This is a genomic window from Bacteroides sp. (genome assembly GCF_029057325.1).
Lineage (GTDB): Bacteria > Bacteroidota > Bacteroidia > Bacteroidales > Bacteroidaceae > Bacteroides.
Genome location: NZ_JAICZW010000054.1, coordinates 16,038 through 35,740 on the forward strand (window position 1 = coordinate 16,038; position 19,703 = coordinate 35,740).

The following is a 19,703-nucleotide window of genomic DNA, read 5'->3' on the forward strand; positions in this document are numbered from 1 at the left end:
TTTTATGCGTTAGCTTCGGTTTCCTTTTCAAGAAAATCAAGCAAGGGCCTGTTTAAATTTTCTTCAAAAAGAACTCCCAAAAGGAGGCTGAACAAAATTCAAACAGGCTCTTAAAAAGGCAAGTATTGAGTACGGCAAAAGCCTATTTTTGTTTTTCGCCCCCACTCTTTTCTTTGTCTAAAGGAATGTATGCTGGCGAACGGCATCCGTCCCACCGTCTTCTACTGCAACCCCAACATCTATCTGTTGCTCCCGAGCCAAGTCCCTTTCTTCCACAGATACTCCAATGGTCCTTGACGGTGACTCGCCAGCCAGCTACGACTGAACAAAAGCAGAACAACAAAAATAGCAACGGCAATGAGTGTGGACTCGAATGCGCCTGTCTTGCACCAAAGATTGAAGCCAAAGTGATAGTAAAGCGTCACCCCCATAATAGACTGACCGATGTAATTAGTGAGACTCATTCGGCCGAAAGGTGTAATGAACCGCTGCGCCTTATATCCGTTTCCGGCATAAAACCACATCAGAACAAAAGCCGACACAAGAAGCGTCATAAACGCGAAGTTGTAGAGCATCGGAATGGCAATGCCATAATAAGAACGTATGGTTACATTGGAAATGGAGTGCGGCACCAGCTCTTTAAGTAAATACAGAGGGATGCACAGCAAGAGTGCAGACACGAAAGCCCTGAACCAGAATGCGCGGCTTTCGTCCGTCTTCTCAAAATAGGATTTGCGTCCAAGCCACATGCCCAGCAGGAAGAGCGCCGGTGTCTGGAACAACCTGCCAGCCTCAACCTGCCAGAAATTGCTGTACAACTGACCATTCCAGATATTATTGCCAAGGGTCTGCCACAAATCACCGTTGCGACCGACCTCTTCCGCCGACGCCGCAAACTGCACAAACAAGGAATTCGTATCAACATATCCGGGGTTCATCAACGCATACCCGATTTTTGCCCAGCAATACGGTTGAAGCATCAGAATCGCCGCCACCCACAGCACGGTGCGGTTGCTCCACGATGATGCCGGAATCAGAATAAGACCGCAAACCGCATAAAGCAACAATATGTCGCCATTATAAAACAGCGCATGGAATTGTGAGAATCCCACCAGCAGCAGCATACGCCATGCGAAGCGCATTCTGAAATCAACCCCACGCTTCCGGGCATTGCGCATCTGAATAAAGAAGCTGAAGCCGAAAAGCAGCGAGAAAGTGGCGTACGCCTTGCCCGCAAAAAGGAAATAGATGATTTCGGTCATCTTGGCATCCAGCCATTGAAGCCATTCCGCACGGGCCATGTCTCCATAAAAGATATTGTAATGTTCAAGATTATGCAACAGTACGATTGCAAACAGTGCAAAACCACGCAAGGCGTCAACGACCTCAAGTCTGTAAGAGGGTAACTGATTCTTAGTCATAACGAGACAAACATTAGAAGTTATTTTGAAATGATTGAATTATTTATATTTTCCTGTTAATCAGTTTGCTAATTGATGTATTCCCGTAACTTCATGGTTGCAAAACAAATAATTAGGAGCAATTATTCAACCAACCTAACTGAAAAGCGGTGGCAAGTTATCAAATATATTGTAGAACCACAAGAAAGAGCCAGAAAAAGTGTCTCAGAGAAATGCTGAACGTCCTATTCTATATCAGCAAGAGCGGCTGTCAATGGAGAATGCTGCCTTCCGACTTTGCCCCTTGGTAAACAGTTTACTACTATTTCTGCAAGTGGAAACTCGAAGGGGTGTTGGAAGAGCTTCTCAATGTTCTCCACTGTATGGCAAGGAAGGGGCTGTGCGTGCGGATGAAGCGGAGGGTTTCTTCGGAGAGTGTCATAGGCTTGGTTGAATGTGGGTGCAAAGATACTGGTTTTATGTGTTAACTTCGGTTCCCTTTTCAAGAAAATCAAGCAAGTATGGCTTGATTACCTTGTTCCTCAAGAGGAATATCTCTATACACTGAATCGTTTTTTTGCCTGGTACTATTTCAAGGCAAAGAGACCGGATGCCTACATCAAGTCAATGGCACCCCGTCATTTTAATAAGATGTTCGGATGAAAGGTCTGGCTCCACATACCTTGCAAGTCTTATTCGATATTGAAATCCGGCATACTTATCAATGACTTGATATCTTTGGCATTGACCTATTCTGGGCATAAGCTGAAATCCAAGAATCTGTTGGCAATGCTCACCAATGGTTCCCGTTTCACACGGGATGCGCATTTTGAACAGCTTGAACCTGTCTATGCGGTGACAACTCAAGAGATAGAGGATTATATAAAGTCGTGTCTGTTGCTCACGGAATAACCCTATACCTCTCCCTCGCCTCCTGCCGGCTGACACGGTTGAAGTGCCACCACTCCGTAGGCAACGGGCGGAAGCCCGCCTCTTTCATGATTCGCCGAAGCAGCAGTCGGTTTTCCCTTTCCTCTTTGGTAATTTTGCCTTGTGCCACCAGCGAGGCTTCCTGCGTGATGTGCGCCTCCTTGCCCAGATGATCCACCGGGGTGCCCATGGGCAGAGGAGTTCCCCGGTCATCGAGAATGCTGATATCCACGGCAAGCCCGTAGTTGTGCAGCCCGCCGCCGCGGGCGGGGTTGGAGACGTAGAGGTAGCGGGGCGTGCCTTTCACCGTGTCCCACATCTTCTGCTGTACGGACATGGGGCGGGCGGCGTCATAGACGATGAGGCTGTAGGCGGGATGCTGTGCTTTCAGCAGCTGTTGCGCTTTCAGCAGGCTTTCCAAGGCATCGGGATGCAGGTAGGCTTCCCGCAGGTTGTCGTAGAGTATGGTTCCGGTGAAGTTGTCGGCGTGGGTGTACATCAGGTCGATGGCGATGGTGCTGTCCGCTTCAGCTATGTTCAGGAGGCCGAGGGAATCGAGATAGAGGGCGGTAAGGCTTTTGGCGGGGAGGGCAAGTACTTCTTCCTCCACGGCTATTTCTTCTTTACTTTCTGTCGTATGGAGTGCTTCCTTTTCTCCTTGCTTTCGACAGGTGGAGAGCAGAAGGAGGGCGAGGCAGAGGGGCAGTAGTGGTTTCATCTTTTCGGTGATATGTTTTGATGTTCAATTCGTTTCAATACTTTCGGGAATTGCCAGAAGAAGATAGCCGTGCAGCAGATGGCCGCCGTGGCGTCTGAAATGGCTTCTGCGGCATAGACACCCGTCACTCCCATGAAATGGGGCAACAGCAATGCCAACGGTATCAGCAGGATGATTTTCCGCAATAGGGCGATGAAGATGGAGATGCCTGCCTGGCCCAATGCCACAAACATGTTCTGGCAGGCACGCTGCAAGCCGAAGATGGTCATGCCCGCCAGAAACAACGGCATCGTCCGGCAGACGGTGTCAATCAGCCGCGCGTCGTTGGTGAAGGCGGAGGCGATGACGGAGGGGAACAGAATCATGCAGAGCATCAGGAGAAGGTTGAACGAGAACATCGTCACCAGCGCGATGCGGAAGCACTCTTTCACACGCTCCTTGTTGCCGTGCCCGTAGTTGTAGCTCACGATGGGCACGAAGCCTTGCGCGAATCCCACCAGAGGTACTCCTGCAAACTGCATCGCGCTCTGTGTGATGGTCAGGGCGCTGATGTAGATGTCGCCGAAGGTCTTCAGACTGCTGTTCAGCACAAAGCCCACCAGGCTCTCCGTGCTCGACATGATGAACGGCGATGCTCCCAATGCCAGGATGGAGAGGACTATCTTCCGTTCCAGCTTCATGTAGCGCCGCTCCAGGGGGAGGGAGGCTTGTCGGGAGAAGAGGAAGCGCAGCACCCATGCCGCACTGCATAGTTGCGAGAGGACCGTGGCAAGCGCCGCCCCCTTCACGCCCATATCCAGTCCGAAGATGAAGAGGGGGTCGAGGAGGATATTGATTCCCGCACCAATCAGCACCGAGCACATGGCGATGGAAGGGCGGCCTTGCGCATTGATGAAATTGTTCAGTCCGATGGAGATTTGCACGAACAGCGTCCCCGTCAGATAGATGGAGAGGTAGTCCACCGCATACTGCAACGTGTTCTCCGACGCTCCTGTGAAGAGCAGGACGGGCTCCATGAAGGCATACGACAGCAGGGTGGTCAGCAGCGTGAAGGCAACCAGCAGTGTGAATCCGTTTCCCAATATCTTGCCTGCCCGTGTCCGTTCCCCTTGTCCGAGGGCGATGGTTGCCAGTGGCGCGCCTCCTCCTCCCACGATGGCGGAGAAGGACGAAATCAGGATGATGAGCGAGGTGGTCACGCCCACGCCCGCCAGCGCGTCGGTTCCGATGCCCGGGATGTGGCCGATATAGACGCGGTCCACCACGCTGTAGAGTAGGTTGACAAGTTGCGCCGCAACCGTCGGGAGTGCCATCTTGAAGATGAGCGGCAGGATGCGTTCTGTGCCCAGTCTTTCCTCGTATTTGTTCGTCATTGGAAGTTCTTTCGTTGTAAATTGGCGGTAAAGTTACAAGAAAAAGCCCTGCTTTGTTACATTCCTTATACAATTAGCATACTTTTGGGCATTTCTTAAATAAAAGCGATTTCATCGTGGCTTTTTTGGTGGGTGCAGCCCTCCCCACATCGGCCTGGAAGATGGCAGGTGAAAGCGAGCGGGAAGTGACCGGTAGCTTACGTAAACGTTTACAAGGAAAAAAGAAACGTTCATCGCAAGAAAACAAGTGATGAACATTTCTTTCTGTCCAAAAGGCAGGAAAAACACTTTTTTGGTGCATAGATGTTATTTTGTTGGCTTAAAAAGCCCTCTATTTCGAAAAGACTCCTTACTTTTGCATAAAAATTGAATATCTATATCAACAAAGAAAAGCAACAGAAGTATTGTATGAAAAGAGGGATGAACCTGCTCGTGGCCTTATGTATGGCATGTGTCGTTGCATCAGGGTATGCACAAGTGAAACCTACCGTGGAGATTGGAGCCGAAACTCGTATGGGATATAACCGGGAATCGGTGGATGGCGATAAGCTGAGTGACAGAACCGGAATCAAGGGAAACTACCTCAACCTGAAGTTTGAAGGCACCCTGAACTCTTATTTCTCCTACTCGTGGCGGCAACGCCTGAACAAAGGGATTTCCAATTCCAACTTCTTTGATGCCACCGATTGGATTTATCTCAGTTACCGGGCCGACAAGCACTGGAGCATGGCTGCCGGAAAGCAGGTGGTGCTCATCGGAGGATATGAATACGACAGTGCCCCCATCGACATCTTTATGGCTTCGGAGTATTGGAACAACATCGCTTGCTACCAGTTTGGCGGAAGCGTGACCTACACCACAACCAAGGGGAACGACAAGCTGACGGCACAGCTCTGCGGGAGCCCTTTTCGCAACGACCGGCATGGCGACCTTTTTGCCTACAACCTCTTCTGGGCAGGCAACCACGGCCCGTTCAGCACGCTCTACTCCCTCAACCTGATGGAGTATGCTCCTAAGAAATACATCAGTTATGTTGCGTTGGGCAACCGGCTCGCCTTGGGCAACGCCGCCTTGCAGCTCGACTTCATGAACCGTGCCGCCGCCCATCAGCCTTACTTCTTCCGCGACTGCTCCGTGATGGCGGAACTCTCGTGTTTTTGCCTTCCCAAGCTGGAGGTATATGCCAAAGCGACGTATGATGTGAATCGTACGGATGTGGCGGCCGACCTTTGCGTGCTGCCCGGCACGGAGCTGACCTCTTTCGGCGGAGGCATCCACTTCTATCCCCTCAAGGCGCAGAAGAACACGGTGCGTCTTCATGCCAGTGCGGCCTATACCACCGGCAAGAACGGCAATCCGAGCGGCGCTTTGACTGACAAGCATCTGTATGTCAATGTGGGCCTCACCTGGAAGCTGCATCTGCTCTCTTATGGCAAGTAATGACGATGTTTTATCAACTAACTCTGTTATCTCTATAAAAGAAATGAAAAACAATTCTACGAAAAGGAAAATCGGCTTTCCGAGTGGGGTTATGTGCCTGCTCTCAGTTGTTCTTATTTTTGGTTATCTGGCTTCCATCATGGGACTGCCCAACATGCTCAACACCATGATGAAGACCGCTCACGACTTGTTGCTGAATACGGTGTTCTACCTGATGAGTATCTGTGTGCTTACGGGTGCCATCGGCAAGTTGTTTGTGGAGTTCGGCGTGGTGAAGATGCTGGAGCGACTGCTTCGTCCGTTGATGCGCCCGCTGTTCAACCTTCCGGGCGTGGCCTCGCTGGGTGCCGTGATGACGTTTCTGTCGGACAATCCCGCCATCATCTCGCTGGCACACGACAAGCGCTTTGCCACTTACTTCAAGAAGTATCAGTTCATCTCGCTGACCAATTTCGGTACGGCTTTCGGCATGGGACTGCTGGTCATCGTGTTCATGGTGGGACAGGGCTTTTATGTCTCTCCCTTCATCGGGCTGTTCGGTGCCTGCTGCGGTTGCATTTGCTCCACGAGGCTGATGCAGCGTTTTGTGGTGAAGGCTTATCCCAACTATGCCACCGAAGATGCCATCGAGGTGAGCGAGAAGGAAGCCAAGGAAGAGGATGAGCAACAGCAGAAAAGCCTCTTTATCCGTCTGCTCGATGCGTTGCTTGACGGTGGACGCGGCGGTGTGGATGTGGGCATTGCCATCATCCCCGGTGTGCTGATTATCTCTACTTTCGTGATGCTCTTCACCTTTGGCGCGGGTGCCGATGGTGCTTATGACGGTTCCGCCTATCAGGGTGTGGAGCTGTTGCCTTGGCTTGCCAACAAAATAGGCTTCCTCTTCGAGTGGCTGTTCGGCTTCCAAGACCCGCACCTGATTGCCTTCCCCATCACCGCTCTGGGTGCGGTAGGTGCCGCCTTGAGCCTGGTGCCCAATTTCCTCAGCCACGGATGGGTGGACGGGAATGCCATTGCCGTGTTCACTGCCATCGGTATGTGCTGGAGTGGCTACCTGAGCACGCATACCGCCATGCTCGACTCGCTGGGCTATCGCGACCTTACTCCCAAAGCCATTCTGGCTCATACCATCGGTGGTGTGGTGGCAGCCATAGTGGCACATTGGGCCTATCTGCTTTATGAATTGATTTGCTTATAATTTTTAGTTGGAGGTGTGTCAAAACGAAAAGGAACTGACATAATGATAGATTTTAGGCACGGATTACACGGATTAATCAAGAAGAAAACCGTGTAAATCCGTGTAATCCGTGCCTAAAAGAATGCGGAATGCATGTTTTGACACATCTACCCCTCCTTATGAAAGAACGCGTCCTTTTAGGCATGAGCGGCGGTACGGACAGCTCCGTTGCTGCCATTCGTTTGCAGGAAGCCGGTTATGAAGTAATCGGTGTGACGTTTCGTTTCTATGAGAAGGACGGAGAGACGGGATATCTGGACGATGCCCGTGCGCTGGCTTCGAGGCTGGGCATGGAGCATATCACTTACGATGCCCGTGCGTTGTTCCGGTCGCGCATCATCCGCTACTTCATCTCCGAATACCTGTCGGGGCATACGCCCGTCCCCTGCACCCTCTGTAACAACGAACTGAAGTGGCCGCTGCTGGCACAAATAGCCGACGAAAAGGGTATTTACTGGATTTCTACCGGACACTATGTCCGCAAGGTTCTGCAAGACGGGAAGTGCTACATTGCTCCTGCTGCCGACCGTGACAAGGACCAGACCTTCTTTCTGTGGGGCTTGAAGCAGGACATCTTGCGGCGCATGTTGCTTCCGATGGGCGACATCACCAAAGCGGAAGCCCGTGCTTTTGCGGCTGTCCGCGGTTTCCGGCAGGTGGCGATGAAGAAAGACAGCGTCGGTGTCTGCTTTTGCCCGTTGGATTACCGTTCCTTCCTGCGGAGCGAAGTGCCTGCGGAGCTGCTGCCCGGCAAGGGGCGGTTTGTAGATGAGACCGGTGTCTTGATAGGTTGGCACGAAGGTTATCCTTTTTATACTGTCGGTCAACGTCGGGGATTGGGGCTCCAACTGAATAAGGCGGTATTTGTCAAAGAGATTTCAGCAGAACGAAACGAAGTGGTGCTGGCACCGCTCTCCTCCCTCTACAAGCAGGAGATGTGGCTGAAGGAGTGGAATCTGGTGGACCGATGCCGTGTGTTGCAGGCGGCATCCGTCATCGTGAAGATACGCTACCGCAAGCAGGCGAACCGTTGTCGGGTGACGCTCACCGTGGAAGGCTTGTTGCATGTCCGCCTGATAGAGCCGTTGGAGTCTGTCGCATCGGGGCAGGCGGCGGCTTTCTATGATGATGCGGGGTTGCTGCTGGGGGGAGGAATTATAGTATGATGTCTATTCCTTTGTTTTTCAGCGATTTATTTTATGCCTGTCAGACACTTGTGTCTGTCATCTTGAACACTTGTGTCTGTCGTCTTGAACACAAGTGTCTATCATCTTGAACACAAGTGTCTGTCAAACCGAAAAATAAAGCCTGCTCAATCATGGGAAGAAGCAGGACTTTATGTTATATTTTTAGCGATTGTTCAGTTCCAGCATCTCTTCGATATACTCCCTTGTATTGCTCAGGCGCGGTATCTTATGCTGTCCGCCCAGCTTTCCTTTGCTTTCCAGCCAGTCGTGGAACAGGTCCTTGCGGGCAACGATGACTTCCAGCGGTTGCAGGGCAAGGTTGTTTTGCCGTTTTGCCTCGTAGTCGGAGTTTACCTCTTTCAGGGTGTCATCCAGTATTTGGGCGAATCTTCCTAAGTCGTCCGGCATCTGTGTGAACTCTATCAGCCATTGGTGGCGGCATTTGGCGTGCTCGTCCATGAATACGGGAGCGGCGGAGTAGTCTGAAACCAATGCGCCTGTGGCGGCACAGGCCTTGGTGATTCCTCTTTCGGCGTTATCCACTATCAGCTCTTCGCCAAAGGCGTTGATGAAATGTTTGGTGCGTCCGGTGATGACGAACTTGTAGGGGTTCTTCGAGGTGAACTTCACTGTGTCTCCAATCATATAGCGCCACAATCCGGCTGAGGTGGAGATGACCATGGCATAGTTCTTGTTCAGTTCCACCTCTTCGAGGCAGAAGATGCGCGGCTGCTCCTTGCCTACGTCTTCCAGCGGGATGAATTCGTAGAAGATTCCGTAGTCTATCATCAGCAGCATGGCGGGGTCGGCAGGGTCGTTTTGGGTGCCGAAATAGCCTTCGGAAGCGTTGTAGGTCTCCACGTAGTGCATTTTGCTGCTGCGTATCACCTCCTTGTATTGTTCGCGGTAGGGGGTGAATGCCACACCGCCGTGGAAGAAGACTTCCAGATTGGGCCATATCTCTTCCAAGCTTTGCTTGCCGCTTTTTTGGAGGATGTGTTTGATGAGCACCAGCATCCAGGAGGGCACGCCCGACAGGTTGCTCACGTTGGCGTGCAGTGTTTCGTTGGCAATGGCTTCTATCTTTGGCTCGAAGTGTTCCATCAGGGCGGTTTGCTTGCTTGGCACGCGGATGAGGTTCACCAGCGGGTTGATGTTCTCTATCAGGATGGCGGAGAGGTCGCCTACCAGGCTGTGGTTGGTGTTCAGGTTGGGGGCGTGGCTGCCTCCTAAGATGAGTCCTTTGCCGGAGAAGAAGCGGCTTTCGGGGTTTTGTCCCAAATAGATGGCCACGGCATCCTTGCCACCCTGGTAGTGCGTGTCTTGCAACGACTCCCGGCTGACGGGCAGGAACTTGCTCTTGTCGTTGGTGGTGCCCGATGACTTGGCAAACCAGCGTATCTCCGAAGGCCAAAGCAGGTTTTGCTCACCGGCGCGCAGGCGGGTGACGTAAGGCTTTATCTCTTCGTAGGCTTGTATGGGAAGACGCTTTTTGAAGTCTTCGTATGTGTGTATGGAGGCGTAGTCATATTTTTTTCCCCATTCGGTGTTTTCCGCCATTCGGACGAGGCGTTGCAGCACACGCTGTTGCAATTCACCGGCATGATGGGTGTATGCTTGCTCGATTTCTTTCAGGCGGGGGGCGAAATATGCCTTATTCAGAAGCTTGGTGATATTCATCGTTCTTTATGAAATCTTATTTTTAAACCGCAAAAGTAATCTTATTTATCGGCATCTCTATCTTTTTTCTCTTTTTTTTCTATCTTTACGGCGGGAATTAATGTGCAAATGCGAAGAAGGTGCTAATATGCCAATGACCATACGGCATGACAGCGCAGCCAATTGTTACATTACCATATTTATCACATTTGCACATTTATCACATTATCTATATGAGAATCGGAATTTTGACTTCAGGAGGCGACTGTCCCGGCATCAATGCCACTATCCGTGGCGTATGCAAAACAGCTATCAATCATTATGGAATGGAAGTAATAGGTATTCACAGCGGCTTTCAGGGATTGTTGACGAAAGATGTGGAGGCGCTTTCTGAGAAATCTTTGTCAGGATTGCTGAATCTGGGTGGCACCATACTAGGCACTTCGCGCGAGAAGCCTTTCAAGAGAGGGGGGCTGATGGATGGCGTGAACAAGCCCGCTTTGATAGAGCAGAATGTGAAGGAAATGGGGCTGGACTGCATTGTCTGTATCGGTGGAAACGGTACGCAGAAGACTGCTGCCAAACTCGCCGCGATGGGGCTGAACATCGTCTCCGTACCCAAGACCATCGACAACGATATCTGGGGGACCGACTTCTCTTTCGGCTTCGACTCCGCCGTCAGCATCGCTACGGATGCCATCGACCGCTTGCACAGTACCGCCAGTTCGCACAAGCGGGTGATGGTGATTGAGGTGATGGGGCATAGGGCAGGCTGGATTGCCCTCTACTCGGGCATGGCAGGCGGCGGCGATGTGATTCTGATACCTGAGATTCCTTATGACATCCACATCATTGGCGAGACTATCCTGAACCGCCTGAAGAAGGGGAAGCCTTACTCCATCGTGGTGGTTGCCGAAGGCATACAGACCGATGGCAGGAAGCGGGCCGCCGAATATATCGCACAGGAGATAGAGTATGAGACCGGCATCGAGACCCGCGAGACGGTGTTGGGCTATATACAGCGCGGAGGGTCGCCCACGCCTTTCGACCGCAACCTCTCCACCCGCATGGGCGGACATGCCACGGAACTGATTGCCACCGGGCAGTTTGGCCGGATGGTTACGTTGAAGGGGAATGAGATAAGTTCCGCACCGCTTGAGGAGATTGCAGGCAAACTAAAGTTGGTGACCGAAGACAATGACTTGGTGGTGCAGGGACGTAGGATGGGAATCTGCTTCGGATAAATCTTTTCCCGTCATTTCCTTTCTCAGAAATTTTGTTGTAGCCTCTTCCGCTGTTACGGCGGGGAGGCTGTTTTCTAAGGTGTCGTTTGTGCTGTTTTCGCTTCAGGAGTTTCTCCCACAGCGGTTTCTTCAATGGCTTCTTCGATGCCTGTTGCCGGGGTAGTCTCTGCAGCATGGTTCCGCTCCTTGGCTGTCTGAATCTCCTCCATGAAGGTGCTGTCACCCTTGATTTTCTTCAGTGCCATTCGGGCGGCATTCTGTTGCGATTCTTTCTTGGAATATCCCGTACCGGTTCCTGCCGACACGCCTTCGATGCGCACTTCGGTATGGAACATCGGGTTATAGTCCTTATCAAGCAGTTGCTCGATAAGCTCGAAGGAGACTTTCATTTTGTTCTTCTGGCTCCATTCGATGAGCTTCGACTTGAAGTTCACTTCCTTGCGCGACATCTTGTCCAGGTCGATGTAGTTCTTGAAAATCTTCTTTTCCATGAACTGCTTGCAACGTTCATAGCCTTGGTCCAGGTAGATGGCGCCGATAAAGGCCTCGAAAGCGTTGCCATACATGTAGCTGTTGTGCGAGGAAGAGCGGGTGGAGTATTTTACCAGCTTGTCCAGACCGATTTCCACGGCGAGCTTGTTCAGTGTCTCCCGCTGTACGATTTTGGAACGTGTGTTGGTGAGGAAACCTTCGCGGCGGCCTTCGAAATGCTTGTAAACGATGTCGCCCACGATGGCGTCGAGGATGGCATCGCCCAGAAACTCCAGCCGTTCGTTGTTGATGGGTCGTCCCTTCTCCGAACGCAGGGAGGTGGATTTGTGCAACAATGCCTGCTGGTATATTTTGATGTTGCGTGGAAAGAAACCGAGGATTCGGTAGAAACAAAAATAAGACTCTCTGTCCCTATGGAACAGGAGCCTTATTTTGTCTATTTGGTTACGTAACACGACCTTACTCTGCGTATTTCTTGAAAATAACACATGCATTATGACCGCCGAATCCGAACGTGTTGGACAGAGCCGCATTGATTTCGCGCTTCTGTGCCTTGTTGAACGTGAAGTTCAGGTCATAGTCGATGTTCTCATCATTATCACCCTCTTCGTGGTTGATGGTCGGAGGTACAATGCCGTTCTTGATAGCAAGGATGCTTGCGATGGCCTCTACCGCACCGGCAGCGCCCAGCAAGTGACCGGTCATTGACTTCGTGGAGCTGATATTCAACTCGTAAGCGTGCTGACCGAATACCTCTTTGATGGCTTTGGCTTCCGAAATGTCACCTACGGGAGTGGATGTGCCGTGCACATTGATGTAATCAATCTCCTCGGGTTTCATTTCCGCATCTTCCAATGCGTTCTGCATCACCAGTTTGGCTCCCAATCCTTCGGGGTGGGAGGCGGTGAGGTGATAAGCGTCGCCCGACATGCCTACGCCGCCCACTTCCGCATAGATTTTGGCACCGCGTGCTTTGGCGTGCTCCAGTTCTTCCAATACCAGGCAACCGCCGCCTTCACCCATGATGAATCCGTCGCGGCTTGCGCTGAACGGGCGGGAAGCTGTTTCGGGAGAGTCGTTACGGGTTGACAGGGCGTGCATGGCGTTAAAACCGCCTACTCCGCAAGCGGCGATGGCAGCTTCCGAACCGCCGGTCACGATGGCGTTGGCCTTACCCAGACGGATGAGATTGAAAGCATCGGCGATGGCGTTTGTAGAAGTGGCACATGCGGAACATGTCGAGTAGTTGGGGCCATGGAAACCGTACAGGATAGATATCTGTCCGGCTGCAATGTCCGAAATCATCTTGGGGATGAAGAACGGATTGAACTTAGGACCCATCTCTTTGCCGTTGAGGGCGTAGTTTCCTGCTTCCTCTTCGAAAGTGTGGATACCGCCGATTCCGGCACCGAAGATAACTCCAATTCTGTTTAAATCCTCATTCTCAATGTCAAGACCAGAATCGCTTACGGCTTCTTTGGCCACCGTGATGGCGAATTGTGTATATCGGTCCATCTTGCGGGCCTCTTTACGGTCTATATATTTGGTTGCATCGAAGCCTTTTACTTCGCATGCAAACTGAGTCTTGAAAAGGGATGCATCGAAATGAGTAATAGGTCCTGCTCCACTAACCCCATTCACCAGATTTTCCCAGAATTCGGAAACACTGTTGCCAATGGGAGTAATGGCGCCAAGACCTGTTACTACAACTCTTTTTAATTCCATGTGATAAGATAAATGGATTAAATTACCGTCCGTGTTCTTCGATGTAAGATACAGCATCGCCTACAGTGCCAATCTTTTCAGCTTGGTCATCGGGAATGGAGATACCGAACTCTTTTTCGAATTCCATAATAAGTTCTACAGTGTCAAGAGAATCTGCTCCCAGGTCGTTAGTGAAGCTTGCTTCGTTAGTAACTTCTGATTCTTCTACGCCCAATTTATCGACGATTATTGCTTTTACTCTTGCTGCAATTTCAGACATAACTTTAAGTTTTTAATTAATAATTTGTTTTATTTCTTTAAATTTGCGCTGCAAAGGAATGAATATTTATCATACCTCGCAAATATTTAATGAACTAAATATAGATTTTTGCACATTTTTCACGGTTTTGTGCATCAATTGTAAGAAGTTATGAGAAAAAACATTGCAATTTTAGCATCGGGAAGCGGTACGAATGCCGAGAATATCATCCGCTATTTCCGGGAAAAAGACTCGGCGTGTGTAGCTTTGGTTCTGACCAACAGGCAGAACGCATTCGTGTTGGAGCGTGCCAAGAAGCTGGAAGTGCCTTGCGCCTGTTTTGGCAAGAGCGATTGGGAAAGCGGGGAGCAGGTGTTGGCCACGCTCCGCGACTATCAGATAGATTTTGTGGTACTGGCGGGCTTCCTGGCACGTGTGCCTGACAATATCCTGCACGCCTATCCTGACCGGATGGTGAACATACACCCTTCGCTTCTGCCTAAGTTCGGCGGGAAGGGGATGTATGGCGACCGTGTGCACGAGGCTGTGATTGCCGCAGGCGAGAAGGAGAGCGGAATTACCATCCACTATACCAATGAGCGCTATGACGAAGGAGCCGTTATCTGCCAGGTGAAATGTCCGGTGCTGCCCGAAGATACGCCGGAAGAGCTGGCGCAACGCATCCACCGGCTGGAGTACGAGCACTATCCGCGGGTGATAGCAGAGTTGCTGCAATAGGCTCGTCTCCCATAGCCGGACAGCTGTCTCCGCAGGATGCCTCTGTCCGGCTATGCCTTTTTCGCGCACTTAGGGCAAACCCCTTTCAGCATGAAGTTGACGGACTTTACATGAAAAGAGTCCGGAACGGGAATGGAAGGGATGGGAATGTTCTCCAGGCAATAGACCTTCTCGCACTTTTCGCAATAGAAATGCACGTGCTGGTCGCTGATGCTGTGGTGGTCGTTGGGGCACACCTCGTATTTCAGCGAGCGGCTGCCATCGTTGATGAGATGCACCACATCCTTTTCGGCAAAAAGCTCGAGCACGCGGAAGATGCTCGCCTTGTCTATGGTGCAGAGTGCCTTCTCCAAGTCGGCAAGACTGACGGGAGAGGCTGTCTTCAGCAACTCCTTGAGGACAAGCGTCCGGTTGGGAGTGGGCTTGATTCCTTTCTGGCTCAGGAAACCGGATATATCGATAGAATCCTTCATGATTAATTTTTTTCGGCAAAGATACTATAAAATAGCAGTAATCGGATGGCAAAAGCTTCACCTTAAAATTGCAAACGGGTTGCATGGAAAATGACATAACTTTGCGACTCCGAAAAACAATCCACGGCGGAAAAGCCGGATACTGAAAATTTATAGATATGGAAATTCTGAATTCACTACTGTTTATGCTCAACGAAATGTCGCCTTACATCCTGTTGGGCTTTCTGATAGCAGGCGTCATGCACGCCTTTGTTCCGCAGCAAACTTTTGCGCGTCATCTTTCCGGGACGGGCTTCAAAGCGGTGGTCAAGTCGGCGTTGATTGGCATTCCGCTGCCGCTTTGTTCTTGCGGGGTGCTGCCCACCGCCATCGCCATGCGCCGTAACGGAGCGTCGAGGGCAGCTTCCACGGCTTTTCTTGTGGCCACTCCGCAGACGGGTATCGACAGTATTGCCGCCACCTGGTCGCTTCTCGGACCTGCCTTCGCTCTCATCCGTCCCATTGCGGCCCTTGTCACGGCCATATTGGGGGGTGTCGCCGTGGGCAAGACGGAAAAAGAAGATGCCGCCGGGGTGCCTGCCGCGGAGAAGGAGGCCGAGGCACCCGATGGGAGGAGTTGGAAAGAAAAATGCCTGGATGCCTTGAGGTATGGCTATATCGACCTTGTGGGCAGCATCGGGGGATGGCTGGTGACGGGACTGATTGTGGCCGCGTTGATTACCGTTTATGTTCCTGCCGACTTCTTCTCCGTTCTTGGCAGCCGGCCGATTTTCTCGATGATTGCGGTGCTGATTATCGCCGTTCCGATGTATGTGTGTGCCACAGGTTCCATCCCCATCGCCATGTCGCTGATGCTTAAGGGACTCTCGCCGGGCACCGCACTGGTGCTTCTGATGGCGGGACCGGCGGCGAATTTCGCCTCATTCACTTTAATCTCCAGAGAGATGGGGCGTAAGTCCACCATCCTCTATCTGGCCTCTATCATCATCGGTGCCATCGCGTTCGGACTGGCCATCGACTATCTGTTGCCTGCCGAATGGTTCAGTCTTGCAAACATGCAGGCGGTGGCGGCACATCGTCACGGGGTCGATTGGTTTCCCACCCTTTGCTCCATCTTTCTGGTGGTGTTGCTCGTTGTCGCCTTTCTAAAGGGGCACACGCATGCTGCTGCAACCTCCTCTCCGAAGGCCAGGGAATATACCATCAAGGGGATGAACTGCTCGCATTGCCGGGCGGCGGTGATGAAGAGCATCGAGGCCGTCGAAGGAGTGACGCAGGTCAGCGTCGATCTCGCTACCGGCAAGGCGTTTGTCGAAGGTGGGCAGAAGGACGAGGATGTCATTGCTGCGGTTCGGAAAGCGGGGTTTGATGTAGAAGAATAAGCTTTAATCTGCCTGTTGGCGGAATTAATTTGCAGATTGCTGTTTCTAATGTGTTGATTATCTGGTGTTGAAAAATAGGCTGACAGACACTTGTGTTCAGCGTGACAAACACTTGTGTTCAAGCTGACAGACACAAGTGTTTGAGACGACAGACGCAAGTGTCTGTCAAACCGATGAATATAGGGGGAATTGCAGGAGTGATTTCTTTGCTGATTTAATTCCGCCAACGGCTTTAATCTTTATTTTGACACTCCTGTCGAATCCTTCTTGTTGAAATAATCGAACCGGATGATCATATCCGATACGATGTGTGCTTCGCGTGCTCGTTCCAACGCTTGTCCGTCTGTTTCTTCTCCTTCGACATTCATTTGAGAGCCGACGGCGAATCCCTTCTTTTGCGGGTTGAGGATGCTTTGCCCCATTCCGGTCCAATGATAGTCATCCAGTTGCAACAGGTTCAGTAGCGTGGGATACATATCGATTTGTCCCATTACCTTTTCATAGCGCATCCCTACGGGGGAGTTGACGACGATGAACGGGGTGAATTGCTTGTCGGAGACGATACCTTTGCCGGCAGGGGTGTTGCACAATTCGTTGCGGTAGCTTGCCAATCCCTCGTGGTCGCCTGCGATGACTATCAGGGTTTCCGCGTATTCGGGGCGCGTCTTTAGGTACTCGATGAATTTGCCGATGGCTCTGTCTGTGTAGTTGGCAACGGTCATATAGTTGTTCATCACTTCGGGGATGGACGGGGAGAACGAGACCTGTTTCCATTCGTTGGGTATGTGGAAAGGGGTGTGTCCCGAATGGGTGACGAATTGCAGATAGACGTTCTCTCCCTCTTTCCAGACTTCTCCTTTCTCCATCTTTTCCTGACATTGGGCAAAGAAGGAGCCGTCGCTCACACGTTTGCGGCTGCCGTATGCTTCGGTCAGTTGAAAGTCGGGATGAGAGAGGATGGTGTCGATGCCGAAACTCCGGGCGATTGCTCCCTGGTTCCAGATTTTCTGTTTATCGATGGTCAGCAAGTAGTTGCGTGTGTTCCGCTTCTCTTTCAGGGCTTTGGGCAACGAGTAGTAGAGGTTGTCGGGATAGAACACGCTATAGACACCTGTGTTGAGGGGCAGCAGACCGGCACACAGCAGCAGTTGCGCATCGATGGAGCGCCCTCCTTTCGCCTGTGTCAGCATGTGCGGGGCATATAACGTGGTGGAGTCTTTCAGCAGATTGTTGAGGTAGGGGGTGATTTCTTGATTCTCTACGGTTTGTTCCAGCACCCAGCTCTCCAGTGATTCGGCAAGGATGACGATGCAGTTGTTCCGGGGCGAGGTGGTTGGCGGAAGAGGTTGCATCGGGGGCTTCTGGGCGAGCCATGTCTCTATCTCTTGCCGCTTCTCCGGGGTAAATGCGGGGGCTGTTTCGATCAGGTCGTAGTACATCCCGCCGAAGAGTGTGTACATGGGAACACAGCAGGCATAGAGGCGGGAGTGGAATCTCGCTTCTTCGTATTTTTGCTTGAAACCTCCTTGCAGTTGTAAGGTGATGCCGAACACGATGCAGAGGAGGGCAAGTGTGGTGAGGCAGGGCAGGCATATCGTCCGGCGTGGGCTCTCTTTTCTTCTGATTCTGATATAGATGTAGAGGGTGGCGATGGTGGAAACGGGAAACAGTGAATCGTACCAACGCACAGAGTCATAGACACTTTGGGTGAAATCTGCCAGGTTTCCCGCCAGTAGATAGCTGCTCAGGGGGATGGCGGTATAGTAGGTGCGATAATACATCAGGTTGGCGATGAACAGCATATCAAGTAAGAAAAGTACCACGCCCTGCACCTTCCAGCATCGGAAGAGGGAATATGGGGTCAGCAGTACCATCGTGGCGATGAGGTTGGTGGCGTATAATTCGTAATGGGAAAACGGGGCGAAAGTTGTGTAGATACACCAAATGACGTTGAGCAAAATGAATTTCAGGAAGATGCTTGTGCCGAATAGCCAAGTGAACTTATCAATCATCCAACTCTGCGGATTGCCATAGCGAATATATTTTTTCATCATCGTGCATTGTATATAATGCACACAAAGGTACCACATATATTAGGAATACCTATGACTTTTATGTTAATGTTCGTAAATGACCGTGTACGCCTCTTTCTCCCTTCTTAGCGGGTAGTCGCCGCGCAGCTTTTCGAAGAGTTCGGGGTGCGCTTTCAGGGCTTCGCTGTCTCGTTGCGGGTCGTACATTTGCAGATAGGCTTCTGCGGGTGTGCTTGCGGCAATCACGGCGTGTTCCGGCTGAGGCGGAAGAATGCGATAGTCGGCTTCGATGTGGAAGAAGCGGCACAGTGCGTCCAGCGACATGCGTGTGGCGTTTGCCTTCCCGTCTGCGGAGTAGCCGGCAATGTGGGGAGTTCCGATGAACACCTTATTCAATAGGGTGAGGTTGATGTCCGGTTCGTTCTCCCAAACGTCAATGACGGCATCCGACAGCTGTCCGCTTTCCAGTGCGTCCAGCAGCGCTTGTGTCTCGATTACTTCCCCGCGTGAGGTGTTGATGAGGACGGGACGGCGTTTCAGCGAACGGAAGAAGGCGGCATCGCCTAAATGGAAGGTCTTGTATTTTCCTTCTTTATATAGAGGGACGTGGAAGGTCAGTATGTCGCATCGCTCGGCCAACTCCTGCAGGGAGCGGAAGTCGGCGCTTCCCTCGCGATCCTGTCTCGGCAGGTCGTTCAGCAGCACTTTCAGTCCCAGGCCGTGTGCCATCTGTGCCACCTTGCTGCCCACATTTCCCACGCCAACGATGCCGATGGTGGCTCCCGCCAGCTTCCTGCCCCCGGTCTGCTCCAGCAGCAGGAGTGCGGAGTGTACGTATTGGGCCACGGAGGCCGAATTGCACCCGGGCGCATTGGTCCAGGCGATGCCCGCTTTCCGGCAGTAGTCCGTGTCGATGTGGTCGAAGCCGATGGTGGCGGTGGCTATGAAGCGTACGTTGCTCCCCTCCAGCAACTCGCGGTCGCAGCGGGTGCGTGTGCGGACAATCAGGGCATCGGCATCTTTCACCAACTCCGGGGTGAAGTCCTTGCCGGGCGCATAGACCACGCTGTCGGCTATCCGTTCGATGGCTTCTTTGATAAAAGGAATCTTGTTGTCGATGATGACTTTCATAGGCTCTGTCTATATGGGATGACAAAGCTAAGCAAACTTTTCGACATGTCCAATTATTGCCTTTTTTTATTTCTTTGATGCCCACGGTTCTTTTAAAGCAGTTTAAATCCCATTTGTCGGTTGATAATTCCTCTGAGTGGATTTGAGAATTAAAATTGTTTACATAGGGCGTTCCCCTCCCGAAAAATCTATTATGCTCTGTTCTTTTTGTCTGCGTCTTTTCCGCCCCTTACCTGCTCCGTAGTTTCTTCGGACGTTCTTCGGACGTTCTTCGGACATTCTTCGGTCCTAGGGAGTGGAGTT

Annotated in this window: 17 protein-coding genes and 1 pseudogene; 8 read left to right on the plus strand and 10 right to left on the minus strand. The window is 51.6% G+C overall.

The window, feature by feature from the left end:
* Nucleotides 1-239: 239 nt before the first annotated feature.
* Complete coding sequence (locus tag K2G43_RS03775; RefSeq protein WP_300153017.1) at nt 240-1,421, minus strand: DUF418 domain-containing protein; 1,182 nt, start codon at nt 1,419-1,421, stop codon at nt 240-242.
* Between the two features lie 212 nt (nt 1,422-1,633).
* On the opposite strand from K2G43_RS03775, the gene K2G43_RS03780 reads away from it, so the two are divergent.
* Complete coding sequence (locus tag K2G43_RS03780) at nt 1,634-1,711, plus strand: hypothetical protein (protein ID WP_297642558.1); 78 nt, start codon at nt 1,634-1,636, stop codon at nt 1,709-1,711.
* Between the two features lie 382 nt (nt 1,712-2,093).
* Nucleotides 2,094-2,312, plus strand: a pseudogene (locus K2G43_RS13505) (hypothetical protein); the annotation flags it as partial.
* Here the strand turns inward: K2G43_RS13505 and K2G43_RS03785 are convergent.
* On the minus strand, nt 2,302-3,048 hold the full coding sequence (locus tag K2G43_RS03785) for a M15 family metallopeptidase (RefSeq protein WP_297642533.1): 747 nt from the start codon (nt 3,046-3,048) through the stop codon (nt 2,302-2,304). The pseudogene K2G43_RS13505 and the gene K2G43_RS03785 sit on opposite strands and share 11 nt — an antisense overlap.
* Nucleotides 3,045-4,421, minus strand: coding sequence for an MATE family efflux transporter (locus K2G43_RS03790; protein WP_300153018.1), 1,377 nt, complete (start codon nt 4,419-4,421; stop codon nt 3,045-3,047). Before K2G43_RS03790 ends, K2G43_RS03785 begins: the two co-directional genes overlap by 4 nt.
* A 408-nt stretch (nt 4,422-4,829) precedes the next feature.
* Here K2G43_RS03790 and K2G43_RS03795 point away from each other — a divergent pair, with 408 nt between their 5' ends.
* The 3 genes from K2G43_RS03795 (at nt 4,830) to mnmA (ending at nt 8,264) form a co-directional block, all read left to right on the plus strand.
* Nucleotides 4,830-5,861: a porin gene (locus K2G43_RS03795; protein WP_297642536.1), complete on the plus strand. Its 1,032-nt coding sequence runs from the start codon at nt 4,830-4,832 to the stop codon at nt 5,859-5,861.
* 43 nt (nt 5,862-5,904) lie between these two features.
* Nucleotides 5,905-7,059 (plus strand): nucleoside recognition domain-containing protein, encoded by a 1,155-nt coding sequence (locus K2G43_RS03800; protein ID WP_297642538.1) that lies wholly within the window; start codon nt 5,905-5,907, stop codon nt 7,057-7,059.
* A 158-nt stretch (nt 7,060-7,217) separates the two neighbouring features.
* Nucleotides 7,218-8,264 carry a tRNA 2-thiouridine(34) synthase MnmA gene (gene mnmA / locus K2G43_RS03805; RefSeq protein WP_297642540.1) on the plus strand — a complete coding sequence of 349 codons (1,047 nt, stop codon included), beginning with the start codon at nt 7,218-7,220 and terminating at the stop codon, nt 8,262-8,264.
* A gap of 183 nt (nt 8,265-8,447) precedes the next feature.
* On the opposite strand, the gene K2G43_RS03810 is transcribed toward mnmA, so the two are convergent.
* Nucleotides 8,448-9,965, minus strand: coding sequence for a GH3 auxin-responsive promoter family protein (locus tag K2G43_RS03810; protein ID WP_300153019.1), 1,518 nt, complete (start codon nt 9,963-9,965; stop codon nt 8,448-8,450).
* 212 nt (nt 9,966-10,177) lie between these two features.
* Between K2G43_RS03810 and K2G43_RS03815 the strand changes: the two genes are divergently transcribed.
* Entirely contained in the window at nt 10,178-11,188 is a 1,011-nt protein-coding gene (locus K2G43_RS03815; RefSeq protein WP_300153020.1) for an ATP-dependent 6-phosphofructokinase, read from the plus strand.
* A 74-nt stretch (nt 11,189-11,262) separates the two neighbouring features.
* Here K2G43_RS03815 and rnc read toward each other — a convergent pair whose 3' ends face one another.
* Genes rnc through K2G43_RS03830 form a run of 3 tightly spaced genes read right to left on the minus strand, consistent with a single transcriptional unit; the run spans nt 11,263 to nt 13,664 of the window.
* Complete coding sequence (rnc, locus tag K2G43_RS03820; protein ID WP_300153021.1) at nt 11,263-12,135, minus strand: ribonuclease III; 873 nt, start codon at nt 12,133-12,135, stop codon at nt 11,263-11,265.
* A gap of 4 nt (nt 12,136-12,139) precedes the next feature.
* Entirely contained in the window at nt 12,140-13,405 is a 1,266-nt protein-coding gene (gene fabF / locus K2G43_RS03825; protein WP_297642546.1) for a beta-ketoacyl-ACP synthase II, read from the minus strand.
* A gap of 22 nt (nt 13,406-13,427) precedes the next feature.
* Nucleotides 13,428-13,664: an acyl carrier protein gene (locus tag K2G43_RS03830; RefSeq protein ID WP_297642548.1), complete on the minus strand. Its 237-nt coding sequence runs from the start codon at nt 13,662-13,664 to the stop codon at nt 13,428-13,430.
* A gap of 150 nt (nt 13,665-13,814) precedes the next feature.
* Between K2G43_RS03830 and purN the strand changes: the two genes are divergently transcribed.
* On the plus strand, nt 13,815-14,381 hold the full coding sequence (purN, locus tag K2G43_RS03835; RefSeq protein WP_297642549.1) for a phosphoribosylglycinamide formyltransferase: 567 nt from the start codon (nt 13,815-13,817) through the stop codon (nt 14,379-14,381).
* Nucleotides 14,382-14,431: 50 nt separating this feature from the next.
* Here the strand turns inward: purN and K2G43_RS03840 are convergent, their stop codons facing one another.
* A complete protein-coding gene (locus tag K2G43_RS03840; RefSeq protein WP_297642550.1) occupies nt 14,432-14,854 on the minus strand; it encodes a transcriptional repressor in 423 nt (140 codons plus the stop codon).
* A gap of 158 nt (nt 14,855-15,012) precedes the next feature.
* On the opposite strand from K2G43_RS03840, the gene K2G43_RS03845 reads away from it, so the two are divergent.
* The gene (locus tag K2G43_RS03845) at nt 15,013-16,236 is read left to right on the plus strand and encodes a permease (protein ID WP_300153022.1); all 1,224 of its coding nucleotides are present in this window, start codon (nt 15,013-15,015) and stop codon (nt 16,234-16,236) included.
* A gap of 239 nt (nt 16,237-16,475) precedes the next feature.
* Here K2G43_RS03845 and K2G43_RS03850 read toward each other — a convergent pair whose 3' ends face one another.
* A complete protein-coding gene (locus K2G43_RS03850; RefSeq protein ID WP_300153023.1) occupies nt 16,476-18,290 on the minus strand; it encodes an LTA synthase family protein in 1,815 nt (604 codons plus the stop codon).
* A gap of 63 nt (nt 18,291-18,353) precedes the next feature.
* Nucleotides 18,354-19,400 (minus strand): 4-phosphoerythronate dehydrogenase PdxB, encoded by a 1,047-nt coding sequence (gene pdxB / locus K2G43_RS03855; RefSeq protein WP_297642556.1) that lies wholly within the window; start codon nt 19,398-19,400, stop codon nt 18,354-18,356.
* Nucleotides 19,401-19,703: the final 303 nt, after the last annotated feature.